Annotated in this window: 11 protein-coding genes; 5 read left to right on the forward strand and 6 right to left on the reverse strand. The window is 70.2% G+C overall.

The features are described 5' to 3' along the window. The first annotated feature begins 53 nt into the window (after nt 1-53). Genes BLT97_RS16340 through BLT97_RS16360 form a run of 5 tightly spaced genes read left to right on the forward strand, consistent with a single transcriptional unit; the run spans nt 54 to nt 6038 of the window. Nucleotides 54-1052 (forward strand): hypothetical protein, encoded by a 999-nt coding sequence (locus tag BLT97_RS16340; protein ID WP_093610692.1) that lies wholly within the window; start codon nt 54-56, stop codon nt 1050-1052. Between the two features lie 2 nt (nt 1053-1054). After that, a complete protein-coding gene (gene chvE, locus BLT97_RS16345; protein WP_093610694.1) occupies nt 1055-2155 on the forward strand; it encodes a multiple monosaccharide ABC transporter substrate-binding protein in 1101 nt (366 codons plus the stop codon). A gap of 42 nt (nt 2156-2197) precedes the next feature. After that, a complete protein-coding gene (gene mmsA / locus BLT97_RS16350) occupies nt 2198-3748 on the forward strand; it encodes a multiple monosaccharide ABC transporter ATP-binding protein (RefSeq protein WP_093610696.1) in 1551 nt (516 codons plus the stop codon). Beyond that, a complete protein-coding gene (gene mmsB / locus BLT97_RS16355) occupies nt 3745-4983 on the forward strand; it encodes a multiple monosaccharide ABC transporter permease (protein WP_093610698.1) in 1239 nt (412 codons plus the stop codon). Before mmsA ends, mmsB begins: the two co-directional genes overlap by 4 nt. Further along, nucleotides 4956-6038 carry an aldose epimerase family protein gene (locus BLT97_RS16360; protein WP_245769356.1) on the forward strand — a complete coding sequence of 361 codons (1083 nt, stop codon included), beginning with the start codon at nt 4956-4958 and terminating at the stop codon, nt 6036-6038. Before mmsB ends, BLT97_RS16360 begins: the two co-directional genes overlap by 28 nt. Nucleotides 6039-6073: 35 nt before the next feature. Here BLT97_RS16360 and arfA read toward each other — a convergent pair whose 3' ends face one another. The 6 genes from arfA to BLT97_RS16390 form a co-directional block, all read right to left on the reverse strand. Continuing rightward, nucleotides 6074-7612, reverse strand: coding sequence for an arabinosylfuranosidase ArfA (arfA, locus tag BLT97_RS16365; RefSeq protein WP_093610702.1), 1539 nt, complete (start codon nt 7610-7612; stop codon nt 6074-6076). Between the two features lie 236 nt (nt 7613-7848). Then, nucleotides 7849-8724 (reverse strand): hypothetical protein, encoded by an 876-nt coding sequence (locus tag BLT97_RS16370; protein ID WP_093610932.1) that lies wholly within the window; start codon nt 8722-8724, stop codon nt 7849-7851. Nucleotides 8725-8750: 26 nt separating this feature from the next. Continuing rightward, entirely contained in the window at nt 8751-9305 is a 555-nt protein-coding gene (locus BLT97_RS16375; RefSeq protein ID WP_093610704.1) for a SigE family RNA polymerase sigma factor, read from the reverse strand. A 217-nt stretch (nt 9306-9522) separates the two neighbouring features. Then, complete coding sequence (locus BLT97_RS16380; RefSeq protein ID WP_093610706.1) at nt 9523-10824, reverse strand: pectate lyase family protein; 1302 nt, start codon at nt 10822-10824, stop codon at nt 9523-9525. Nucleotides 10825-10856: 32 nt separating this feature from the next. Continuing rightward, complete coding sequence (locus tag BLT97_RS16385; RefSeq protein ID WP_093610708.1) at nt 10857-11666, reverse strand: rhamnogalacturonan acetylesterase; 810 nt, start codon at nt 11664-11666, stop codon at nt 10857-10859. Then, nucleotides 11663-13003 carry an ABC transporter substrate-binding protein gene (locus tag BLT97_RS16390; protein WP_093610710.1) on the reverse strand — a complete coding sequence of 447 codons (1341 nt, stop codon included), beginning with the start codon at nt 13001-13003 and terminating at the stop codon, nt 11663-11665. Before BLT97_RS16390 ends, BLT97_RS16385 begins: the two co-directional genes overlap by 4 nt. Nucleotides 13004-13024 lie beyond the last annotated feature (21 nt).

The following is a 13024-nucleotide window of genomic DNA, read 5'->3' on the forward strand; positions in this document are numbered from 1 at the left end:
GCATGCTCCGCAGCTGCACGAACGACGTCCGATATTTCGAACATGGGAGTTCCGTGACCAGCCCTACCCCACCCGAACCCCGCCGCCCGGGCGCCGCCGCCCTGGCCCGGCTCGGGCATCCCGTGCCCGGCCACGACGCCGCGGACGCCTCTTCCCACCGCTTCCCCGACGGGGGTCTCTGGCGCACCGAGATCCCCTCCGTCGAGGGGCCCGAGGCGTTGGCCGTGGTGCTCAAGGAGAGTTCGCGCCTCGACGTGCCGATCCACCGCGTCAGCCAGGGCAGCGGCGTATGGATGCTGTCCGATGCCGAGATCACCGAGATGGTCGAGGCCACCGAGGCACGCGAGATCGAGCTCTGCCTGTTCACCGGACCGCGCGGCACCTGGGACACCGGGGCGTCCGTGCGCACCGACTCGGGTGGTGCGGGGCTGCGCGCTCGCGGCCACGACGCGCTCGCGGGCTGCGTGGAGGACGCCGTCCGCGCCACGGAGCTGGGCGTCAAGTGCCTGCTCGTCGCGGACGAGGGCGTGCTGTGGACCCTGCACCGGGCCCGGCTCGAAGGCGTCATCCCGGCCGGCACCACGCTGAAGGTCTCGGCGCTGATCGGGCCGGTGAACCCGGCCTCGTACGCGGTCTACGAGCGGCTCGGCGCCGACTCGCTGAACGTGCCCTCCGACCTCACCCTCGACCACCTCACCGAGATCCGCCGGGTCTCCGGCGCTCCGATGGACATGTACGTCGAGGCGCCCGACGACCTCGGCGGCTATGTGCGGATGTACGAGATCGCCGAGCTGATCCGGCGCGGGGCGCCGCTGTACCTCAAGTTCGGTCTGGCCAAGGCGCCCGGGATCTATCCCTACGGCGCGCACCTGCGCGATCTCGCCCTCGACACCGCACGCGAGCGGGTCCGGCGCGGCCGGCTCGCCCTCGACCTCCTCGCCCGGCACGGCGCCGACGGCGGGATGTCACCGCTGGGTTCACGCCTGCCCGGCACCCTGCACCGCTTCACACCCGACCCCATCACCCCGGCCGAACCCGCTAAGGACCACTGATCATGCGCATATCCATGAAGGTGCTCGCCGCCACCGCCGCGCTCGCCCTGTCCCTGACCGCCTGCGGACAGGACAGCGAGGGCGGCGGTGAGGAGAAGAAGGACACCAAGGACGCGGTCGTCGGAATCGCGATGCCCACCAAGTCGTCCGAGCGCTGGATCGCCGACGGCGACAACGTCGTCAAGAACCTCAAGGCCAAGGGTTACGAGACGAAGCTGGTGTTCGGCGAGGACAAGCCCGACCAGCAGGTCTCGCAGATCGAGGGCATGATCGCGCAGGGCGTGGACGCGCTGGTGATCGCCGCCATCGACAACAAGTCCCTGGACAACGTGCTCCAGCAGGCCGCCGACGCGGACATCCCCGTCATCGCGTACGACCGCCTGATCCTCGGCACCGAGAACGTGGACTACTACGCCTCCTTCGACAACGAGAAGGTCGGCGCCCTCCAGGGCACCTACATCGTCGAGCAACTCGGCCTGGACAAGGGCGAGAAGGGCCCGTTCAACATCGAGCTGTTCGCCGGCTCCAACGACGACAACAACACCCGCTACTTCTTCGACGGCGCGATGAAGGTGCTCCAGCCCTACATCGACAAGAAGCAGCTGGTCGTGCAGTCGAAGCAGACCGAGCTCAACCAGGTCACCACGCTGCGCTGGGACGGCGGCACCGCGCAGAAGCGCATGGACGACCTGCTGACCTCCTCGTACGGCGGCAACAAGCGCGTGGACGCGGTGCTCTCGCCGTACGACGGCATCTCCATCGGCATCCTGTCGGCGCTGCGCGGCGACGGCTACGGCACCAAGGCCAAGCCGTGGCCCGTGGTCACCGGGCAGGACGCCGAGGTGGCCTCGCTGAAGTCGATCATCGCGGGCGAGCAGCGGCAGACGGTCTACAAGGACCTGCGCAAGCTGGCCGAGGTGGCCACGAACATGGTCGACGCCTCGCTCAAGGGCGAGAAGCCGGAGACCAACGACACCAAGTCCTACGACAACGGCGCCAAGGTCGTGCCCGCCTACCTCCTCGAGCCGGTCAGCGTCGACAAGGAGAACTACAAGAAGGAGCTGATCGACACCGGCTACTACAAGGAGAGCGACCTCAACTAGCCGGCCGGATGACCCAGTTCAACGACTCAGAAAGGCACGTCCATGGCGGGACCCGTCCTGGAAATGCGCTCGATCGTCAAGACCTTCCCCGGCGTCAAGGCGCTCTCGGACGTCACGCTGACCGTCCGGCCGGGCGAGGTCCACGCCATCTGCGGGGAGAACGGCGCCGGCAAGTCCACCCTGATGAAGGTGCTGTCCGGCGTCCATCCGCACGGCACGTACGAAGGGGAGATCCTCTTCGAGGGCGAGCTCTGCCGGTTCAAGGACATCAGGGCGAGCGAGCAGCACGGCATCGTGATCATCCACCAGGAGCTCGCCCTGGTGCCGTATCTCTCGATCGCGGAGAACATCTTCCTCGGCAACGAGCACGCGCGGCGCGGCATCATCAGCTGGACCGAGACGCTGCGCCACGCCACCGAACTGCTCGCGCGGGTGGGCCTCAAAGACCATCCGGACACCCGCGTGGCCGACATCGGCGTGGGCAAGCAGCAGCTGGTGGAGATCGCGAAGGCGCTCTCGAAGAAGGTGAAGCTGCTCATCCTGGATGAGCCGACCGCCGCCCTGAACGACGAGGACAGCGGCAAACTCCTCGATCTCATCCTGGAGTTGAAGCACCAGGGCATCACCTCGATCATCATCTCGCACAAGCTGAACGAGATCCGCAGGGTCGCCGACTCGGTGACGATCCTGCGCGACGGGCGCACCATCGAGACGCTGGATGTGAAGGACCCGGCCACCAGCGAGGACCGGATCATCTCCGGGATGGTCGGCCGCGACCTGGAGCACCGCTTCCCCGAGCGCACCCCGCACGAGCCGGAGGAGGGCCGGGCGCCCGCCCTGGAGATCCGGGGCTGGACCGTGCACCACCCGATCGACCAGCAGCGCAAGGTGGTCGACGACGTGTCCCTGAGCGTGCGGCGCGGGGAGATCGTCGGAATCGCCGGCCTGATGGGCGCGGGCCGCACCGAGCTGGCGATGAGCGTGTTCGGGCGGACGTACGGGCGGCACGCGGGCGGGACCGTACTCAAGGACGGCCGCGAGATCCGTACGAAGACCGTGCCGGAGGCGGTCAGGCACGGGATCGCGTACGTCACCGAGGACCGCAAGCACTACGGCCTGAACCTGATCGACACGATCCACCGCAACATCTCGCTGAGCGCCCTGTCCAAGGTCGCCCGGCGGGGTGTGGTGGACGAGCACGAGGAGCGGCAGCTCGCCGAGTCCTTCCGCACCTCGATGAACATCAAGGCGCCGACGGTGTTCGAGCCGGTCGGGAAGCTGTCGGGCGGCAACCAGCAGAAGGTGGTCCTCAGCAAGTGGATCTTCGCGGGTCCCGATGTGCTGATCCTCGACGAGCCCACCCGCGGCATCGACGTCGGCGCCAAGTACGAGATCTACACCGTCATCGACAAGCTCGCCGCCGAGGGCAAGGCGGTCGTCTTCATCTCCTCCGAGCTGCCGGAGCTGCTCGGGATGTGCGACCGCATCTACACGATGGCGGCCGGCCGGCTCACGGGTGAGTTCACCCGGGCCGAGGCCTCGCAGGAAGCGCTGATGCGCCGGATGACCAAGGACAAAGAGGTAGCGCGATGAGTACGGACGTGACCGCCAAGCAGCCGGCCCCGGCGCCGGCCGACTCCGGCAAGGGCGAAGCGGGACTGCTCCAGCTGGTCCTGGAGGGCCTGCGGCGCAACATGCGCCAGTACGGGATGCTGATCGCCCTCGGCCTGATCGTCGTCCTGTTCGCGGTGTGGACCGAGGGTGACCTGCTGCTGCCGCGCAATGTGTCGAACCTGGTGCTGCAGAACAGCTACATCCTGATCCTCGCGATCGGCATGATGCTGGTGATCATCGCGGGCCATATCGACCTGTCCGTCGGTTCGTTGACCGCGTTCGTCGGCTCGATGGCCGCGGTGTTCATGGTGAACAATGACATGCCGTGGCCGCTCGCGGTCGTGCTCTGCCTGCTGATGGGGGCGGTGGCCGGCGCGGTCCAGGGGTTCTTCATCGCGTACGGCGGGATACCGTCCTTCATCGTCACGCTCGCGGGCATGCTGATCTTCCGCGGGCTCACGGAGATATTCCTGGCGGGCCAGACGCTCGGCCCGTTCCCGAAGGGCCTGCAGAAGGTCGCGAACGGCTTCCTGCCCGAGGCGGGCCCGGACACCAACTACCACAACCTCACGCTGCTGCTCGGTTTTGCGCTGGTCGTGGTCGTGGTCGTGCAGGAGTTCCGGGACCGGGGCCGGCAGCTGGAGTTCTCGCTTGAGGTGCCGCCGCTGAAGCTGTTCCTGCTGAAGCTGGTGGCGCTGAGCGCCGCGATCCTGACGCTGACCTTCCTGCTCGCCAGCTACAAGGGTGCGCCGTACGTGCTGCTCATCCTCGGCGTGCTGCTCGTCGCCTTCGGGTACGTGATGCGCAACGCGATCATCGGCCGGCACATCTACGCGATCGGCGGCAACCTGGCGGCGGCCAAGCTGTCCGGCGTCCGGGACAAGAAGGTCACCTTCCTGGTCTTCCTGAACATGGGCATGCTCGCGGCCCTTGCCGGCCTGGTCTTCGCGGCCCGCTTCAACGCGGCATCGCCGAAGGCCGGCCTCAACTTCGAACTGGAGGCCATCGCGGCCGCGTTCATCGGCGGTGCGTCGATGAGCGGCGGTGTGGGCACCGTGCTCGGCGCGATCATCGGCGGCCTGGTGCTCGGTGTCCTCAACAACGGCATGAACCTCGTCGGGGTCGGCACGGACTGGCAGCAGGTCATCAAGGGCCTGGTGCTGCTCGCGGCGGTCGGCTTCGACGTGTGGAACAAGCGCAAGGTCGGTTCGTGAGACCGTCGCGGTCGCTCTTCGGCCGGCTCGCGGACGGTACGGAGGTCCACCGGTGGTCCCTGGAGAACGGCGGCGTCCGGCTCGCCGTTCTCTCCCTCGGCGGGATCGTGCAGTCTCTGGAGGTCCCGGACCGCCGCGGCCGCCCGGCGAACGTGTCACTCGGCTTCGACACCGTCGAGGCGTACACGGCGGCGGACCGGTACTTCGGGGCGCTCGTGGGCCGGTACGGAAACCGCATCGCCAAGGGCCGGTTCACGCTCGACGGCAGGACGTACCGGCTGTCGGCGAACGACGGCGGGAACAGCCTGCACGGCGGGGCCGCGGGCTTCGACAAGGTGGTCTGGGAGGTCGAGCCGTTCGTCTCCGGCGCCGACGTCGGGCTGCGCCTGTCGTACACGAGCGCGGACGGGGAGATGGGCTTTCCGGGCGCCCTGGGGACCGTGGTCACGTACACCTTGACGCGGAACGGCGACTGGCACGTGGACTACGCGGCCACCACCGACAAGCCGACGGTCGTGAACCTCACCAGCCACGTGTACTGGAACCTCGGGGGTGAGGCGAGTGGCAGCGTCCACGGCCACGAGCTGTCCCTCGCCGCCTCCCGGTACACGCCGGTGGACTCGTCGCAGATCCCCACGGGTGAGGCGGCGGCGGTGGAGGGCACACCGTTCGACTTCCGCCGGGCGAAGAAGGTCGGCGCGGAGATCCGCAGGGCGCATCCCCAGCTGCTCCACGGCCGGGGCTTCGACCACAACTGGGTGCTGGACAAGGGCAGTACGGCGCATCCCGTGGAGGTGGCGGAGCTGCGCGACCCCGCGTCCGGGCGCACCCTGCGGATCGCCACGACGGAACCGGGCCTTCAGTTCTACTCCGGCAACTTCCTGGACGGCACGTCGGCCGGCACGGGCGGGACGGTCTACCGGCAGGGCGACGGGCTCTGCCTGGAGACCCAGCACTTCCCGGACTCCCCCAACCGGCCGGGCTTCCCGTCCACGGTGCTGCGGCCCGGTGACACGTACCGGTCCGCGACGGTGCACCGGTTCTCGGCGCGCTGAGCGGCACAGCGCGCCGAGAACCGGAAGGCCGCGCGTCAGCCGAGCCGGATCACGTTCCAGGACAGCGGTTCGAGGACGGCGTTCAGCCTGCCGTCGGCGAGTGTCGTGCCGTCGACCTCGTGCGGCACGACCCGCTCGGGGTCCTGCACGGTGTTCCGCGCGTTCGGATCGGCGTCGGCGAGCGCGGTGTGCTCGACGACTCCGCTCAACTCCAGGCCGTGCAGCGCCACTTCGAGCGGCAGTTCCTCGGTGCGGCTCCGGTTGACGGCGAAGACGGTCACGGTGCCGTCCTCGGCGCGCACCGCGGTCGCGTGCAGCAGCGGGACCTCGCCGTATTTCTTCGTCCCGTACACCGGGGCCTGGACCCGGACGTCGAGGACCTCGCCGCGGCCGTACCGCGAGGCCGCGGCGAACGGGAAGAACGTGGTCTGCCGCCAGGCGGGACCGCCGGGCTCGGTCATGATCGGCGCGATCACGTTCACCAGCTGGGCGAGGCACGCGACCGTGACCCGGTCGGCGTGCCGCAGCAGCGCGATGAGCAGCGAGCCGAAGACCACCGCGTCGGTGACGTCGTAGCTGTCCTCCAGCAGGCGCGGCGCCTCCGGCCAGTCCCGCGGTGCGGCCTCGGCGGCGGCCTCGGACTTGCTCAGGTACCAGACGTTCCACTCGTCGAAGGAGAGGTTGATCTTCTTCTCTGACTTGAGCTTGGCGCCGATGTGGTCGCAGGTGGCGACCACGTTCTCGATGAACGACTCCATGTCGACGGCGGAGGCCAGGAAGGAGTCCACGTCGCCGTCGAGCGGTTCGTAGTAGGCGTGCAGCGAGATGTAGTCGACGACGTCGTAGGCCTCTTCGAGTACCTGCGCCTCCCATGCGGCGAAGGTCGGCATCGACTGGCCCGACGAGCCGCAGGCGACCAGCTCCACGCCGGGGTCCAGCTGCCGCATGGCGCGTGCGGTCTCGGCGGCGATCCGGCCGTACTCCCGCGCGGTCTTGTGCCCGGTCTGCCAGGGGCCGTCCATCTCGTTGCCCAGACACCACAGGCGGATGCCGAAGGGCTCCTTGTCGCCGTGGGCCACCCGCAGATCGGACAGGGCCGTGCCGCCCGGGTGGTTGGCGTACTCCTGGAGCTCGAGGGCCTCCATGATGCCCCGCGTGCCGAGGTTCAGGGCCATCATCGGTTCGGCCTCGGGACCTATCGCGCGCAGGAAGCCCATGAACTCGGAGAGGCCGAACCTGTTGGTCTCCGTCGTACGCCAGGCCAGGTCGAGCCGGCGGGGGCGCCGGTCGACCGGGCCGACCGAATCCTCCCAGCGGTAACCGGAGACGAAGTTGCCGCCGGGGTAGCGGATCGCGGTGACGCCCAACTCCCTTACCAGGCCGAGGACATCGGTGCGCAGGCCGGACGCGTCGGCCGACGGGTGGTCCGGCTCGAAGATGCCGGTGTAGACGCAGCGGCCGAGGTGCTCGACGAAGGAGCCGAAGAGGCGGGGATCGACCGCGCCGACGGTGAACGCGGGGTCGAGGGTGAACCGCGCCTGGCGGCCGGGGGCGGGCTGGGTGCTGCCGGACATGGGGTCCTTTCGGGAGAGGACGAGGGCCGGAAGGGAGAGGCGTCTGACACCGGCAGGCCGCACTGTTCACTGTTCGACATTTCGGACGCCGGTCGCAACCTCGAACGGACCGTAAATTTCCCCCACTTGTGCGTCAAGGGCCCTGACAGAGTTGCTCCGGACACCCGTCCGTCACGGGTGGGTGATGTCCGGCGCGGTGATGTCCACGTCGTTGATGACCTTGCCCTTGCGGTCTCCTACGCGAAGTCCCCCGCCCACTCCGCCTGCCGGTCCTGCGTTCCCGCGCGCACGGAGCAGGCGTCCCCGCGTGCGTTCCGTTCGCCCGCGTCGTGCCCGTACTGCGCGGCGAACACATGCTCACCGGCCGGGACGGTGCGGCCCGGCTTGAGCGTCCAGCGGTACAGGAGGCCGCCGTCGTCCTGCGGGCGGACCGTGACGTCGAAGTCCTCGGCGGGCAGGGAACGCCAGTTGCCGGTGTCGGCCGGGTGGCCCGCGGCGGACAGGCGCATCTCGACGGTGAGGGCGGTCAGGGGCTCGCGCGCCTTGACGGTGACGGTGCTCTGGCTCCAGAACGCGTTGTCGTCGGCGTCGACGGCTCCGTCGGCCCACAGGAGTTCGGCCGCGGGTACGGTCCTCGGCCCGTCTCCGGCGGACCCGGCGGACTCGGAGGACCGGGTGCCGCCCGCAGGCGGCGCGCTGTCCCGCTCCGTGGGCGAGGTGCCGCCCGTGGCCGGCTGCTCGCCCGGGCGCCGCGTGGACGAGGCGCTCGGGTGCCCGGAGGGCGAGGGCGCAGGGGTGGTGCGGTCGGGCCGGGCGTCGGGGCTGGTGGCCACGGTGCGCGGACCGGGTTCGGCGTCGCGGACCGCGGACGCCACGCCGTACCCGCCGAGCGCGACGGCCGAGGCCACCGCGGCCGTGGCGCCCACGACCCGCAGCCAGGGAGCCGCCCCGCGGCGCTCGCGCCGGGCGGCGGACCGGGCCGAGGGGTCCGTGGCGGCGGCCATGCCACGCTCGACGCGCGCCAGCATGCGCGCGCGGTCGGGCTGGTGGGCCGCCGCCGCATCGCGCAGCCGCCTGCGCAGCGCTTCCTCGTGCGACGGCCCGTCGTGCATGTGCCCGTCCTTCGGCGATCCGCCCATCAGTGCTGCCCTCCCGCGTCCGCGACCGTCATCCGGATGCGGTGCAGGACCTGTTCGCGTCCCAGGGCGCGCTGGAGCTCCGCCATCCCCTTGGACGTCTGGCTCTTCACGGTACCCACCGAGATCCCGAGGGCCTTCGCCACGTCCTTCTCCGACAGGTCGAACCCATGGCGCAGGACCACGCAGGCCCGTTTGCGGAAGGGCAGCAGGCGCAGCGCCTCCTGCACATCGACCACCGCGGGTATGTCCGGGTCCTCGCTGCGCTCGCTCTGACCGGACCAGAACAGCGTCATCCGGCGCCGTTCGCGCACCGCGCTGCGGATCCGGGCGCGCGCCATGTTGGCGACGACCCCGCGCGCGTAGGCCGCCGGATGGTCGGCGGCGCGCACCCGGTCCCAGCGGTGCCACAGGGCCAGCAGGGCGTCCGCGGCGAGGTCGTCCGCGCCGTCCGCGTCACCGGTCAGCAGGCGGGCGAGGCGGGACAGTTCGGCGTAGTGCGCCTCGAAGAACGCATGGAACTCCGCTGCCGCGTCGGTCGGTTCGTCCACGCTCACTCCGCGCCTCGGGGCCGGCGCCCACCGGCCGCCCTCACCCCAGCACGGCGTACGAAATCCCGGACGCCGTATGTGATTCCGAACGGTGCACGGTATGAGGGGAGCGTGAAGGCGGTCAACCGGCAGGGGAGGCTTGCCCCTGAACGCCCCTTTCCGCACCTGCGCGGCACCCGACCCGCACGGGCTCCGGTGCCGCGCAGCAGCCGGTCAGCCGAGGTCAGCCGATGCGGCCCGCTCCGGCCCCGCGCCCCACGACCCACGGCACCGCACGCGCCGGGTCCACCCGGGCCCGCAGCTCGGGCGTCCACCCCGCGCCCTCGCGCAGCTGCTCCGTTGGGAACTCCGCGTTGTGCACGGCGACCAGGTCGGTCGGGGCCCCGTTGACCAGGTTGCCCTCCGCGGTGACCGGGGCGTCCTTCCACTTCTTCAGGATCCGTCCGGCGCTCACCGACGGCGGCAGCGTGAACGCGTTCTTCTCGGCGACCAGTTGGGAGTCCAGTCCGATGCCGAGCGCGTACGCATACGGCTGCTGCTCGGTGACGAGGTAGTGGTTGTTGTACGTGTCCACCTGGCCGAACCGCACCCGCGGCGCCCGCTCCACCACCCCGTGGAAGAGGTTGTGGTGCAGCGTGACCTTGAGCTTCCCGGCATCGGTGGCCCCCGCGCTGTCGCTGTTGCCGATCATCAGGGTCTTGTCGTGGTCGCGGAACACGTTCCAGGACGCGGTGACGTGGTTCGCGCCGCGCACGATGTCGAGCAGCCCGTCGTGCTGCTGGTAGATCTCGCCGTAGTACGAGGGCAGCGTGGCGTCCGGATAGCGGCCGTCGGTGAACGTGTTGTGGTCCAGCCAGACATGCGTGGACCCGTACACCACCACGGCGTCGTACTCGGAGTTCCACGCGCCGGTGGCGCCGTCGGTCGGGTCCCACTGCGGGAAGCAGTCGAGCGGGGCCTCGAAGGTGAGGTTGCGGACGATGACGTTGTCCACGCCCTTGATCTGAAGGCTCGCGCCGTGGATGGCGGGCTTGCGGCCCACGCCGATGAGGGTGGTGTTGGCGGGCACCTGCACGGTGATCGCCTCGGCCTGGCGCGCGGCGGACGCGGCCCGCAGCTCCTCCTGGGGTCCGCTGACGGGCCGGTCCAGGCCCCAGACGGCCGGGTCGTAGTCGGCGAGGTACCGGTCGAAGTCGTAGCCCTCGGCCGCGAAGGCCGCGCACCCCGCGGCGGTGGCGTCCAGGACGCCGCGCACCTTGATGATCTTCGGGGCGTCGCCGGCCTCGGCGAGTGCGGCCCGGAACTCCTCCCAGGTGGACACCGTGTACACGTGCTCGGCGGCGGCCGCCGAGCCGCCCGTGGTGCCGGACCCTTCGGAGGCCCAGCCGTCGCCCGGGCCGAGCGTCCGGCGGGCCGGGTCCTTGGCGGCGGGCGCGCCGTCCGGCGCTCCGGCGAGTGCGGTGCCCGGTGTGGCGAGCAAGGCGAGGACGGTGCAGGCGGCGAGTGCCGCGGTGGATCTGCGCATGGTCAGGCCCCTTCCGGCCAGGTGATGCAGGGTCAGGCCGCTTGCGGCCAGGTGATCCAGGACTCGGGCACGGCGTCGTCGAGGCGGCGCAGCTCGCGCGGCCGCAGCACGTCGTGGTCGTGCAGCGCGCGGGCGGCCAGGCGGGCCACCTCGATGGCGCCGAGCGGATTGAAGTGGGTGTTGTCCTGTTCGGTGGCGGTCCAGTTGAAGTACTTCTTCGTCTCCTCGAGGCCGAGTCGCTGCCACAGGGCGAGCGATGCGGCCTGGAGGTCGAGGAGGGAAACGGCTTCGCGGGCGGCCAGGTCCCGCATGGCGGCCGGGTAGTCGCCGTGCGTGGACGTCGCGTTCCCCGCGGTGTCGAAGCGGCGGCGCTCCACGGAGGTGGCGAGCACCGGCCGTGCGCCCCGCTCGCGCGCCCCGGCCACGTACTGCCGCAAGCGGTCCTGGTACGAGGACCACGGCTCCGTGTAGCGGGCGGGGTCGGCGGACTTGGCGTCGTTGTGGCCGAACTGGATCAGGAGGAGATCGCCGGGGCGGATCGCATCCAGGACCGGCGTCAGCCGGCCCTCGTCCAGGAAGGACTTCGAACTGCGGCCGTTCACCGCATGGTTGGCGACCTCGACGCCGCGGTGCAGGAAGAACGGCAGGGCCATGCCCCATCCGGTCTCGGGCGCGGCCTCGGCGTCCTTCTGTGCGGCGGTGGAGTCGCCCGCGAGGAACACCGTGCGCGCCCCGGCGGGCCGGGCGACGGCGGCCGGGGCCGCGGCCGCCGCGAGGGGAACCCCCGCGAGGGCCGCGACCACCCGGCGGCGCGTGGGCGCGCCGCCGCGGGAGCCACTCACTGGTTGCGCTGCTTCCACTCGGCCTGCGCCTCGTTGAGCTGCTCGGCCAGGGTGTCCAGGAACTCCTTGGCGGACATCTTGCCGAGCAGGACCTTCTGGAAGTTCGGCTCGTTGTCGGCCTTGGAGATGGTGTTCCAGTCGGGCAGGTAGTACGGCAGCTGCACGATCTTGATGGTGGACTCGTTCAGCGCCTCGGCGGCCAGCTTGGTCGCCTCCGCCTCCTGAACCCAGCTGTCCTTGGCCGCGTCGTTGTTGGACGGGATCGCACCGGCCGACTCGTTCCACTTGCTGTTGGACTCGTGGCCGACGGCGAACTCGATGAACTTCCAGGCGGCCGCCTTGTTCTTGCTCGCCTTGAACAGGGCGAGCCCGTCGACGGGGTTGGACACCTGGACGCGGGTGCCGTCCGGCTGCGTCGGGTTCGGGATGCCGCGGAACTTGCCGTCCAGCGCCTTCACGTGGTCCTGGTACGAGCCGAGGTTGTGGCTCAGCATGCCGATCTGGCCGCTGTCCCACTGGGCGACCATCTTCTTGAAGTCGTTGTTGACGTCGGCCGAGGGCGTGGTCTTCTTGTACAGGCCGACGTACTTCTCCAGCGCCGCCACGTTCTTCGGGTCGTTGACGGTGGTCTTGTCGCCGTTCCAGAACTCGGTGATCCCCGACTGCCCGTACGTCGCGTCCAGGGCCTGCGCGATCGAGCCCTCGCCGCCGCGGATGGTGTAGCCGAACCGGTTCTTGCCGGCGTCGGTGAGCTTCTCGGCGGCCTCGTAGAACCTGTCCCAGTCCGTGGGTGCTTCGAGCCCGGCCTCCTCGAAGAGGTCGGTGCGGTACCAGAGCGTCCCGTTGTTGGCGGAGGTCGGCAGCGTGAACAGCTGCTTGCCGCCGCCCGCGGCCCGGACGCTCTCCACCATCGCCGGGTTCAGCTTGTCCTTGAGCGGGCTCTTCGCAAGCCGCGAGTCGAGCGGTTCGACGGCGCCCTGGGCGGCGATGCCCGCGAGCATCGCGGTGCCGAGGCCGCCGACGTCGGGGGTGCCGCCGCCCTGGATGGTGGTGTCGTACTTGGACTGCACGTTCTCGGCGGGGATCCCGACGTAGTTGACCTTGATGTCGGGGTTCGCCTTCTCGAAGTCGGCGATGATCTCCTTCCAGACGTCGGTGCGGACACCGCCGTTGTTGTCCCAGAAGGTGATCTCGCCCTTGCCCGACCCTTCATCGCCCTTGGCGGCGGTGCCGCTGCCGTCGTCGCCGCAGGCGGTGGCAGTCAGGGCGAGCGTGGCGGTCAGGGCGATCAGTGCCGCGGCGCGGCGGGTGCCGCGGGTGCGTGGCTTGGAGAACATGTCGGCTCTTCTCTCGTGGTT

This window comes from Streptomyces indicus (assembly GCF_900100315.1).
GTDB classification, from domain to species: domain Bacteria; phylum Actinomycetota; class Actinomycetes; order Streptomycetales; family Streptomycetaceae; genus Streptomyces; species Streptomyces indicus.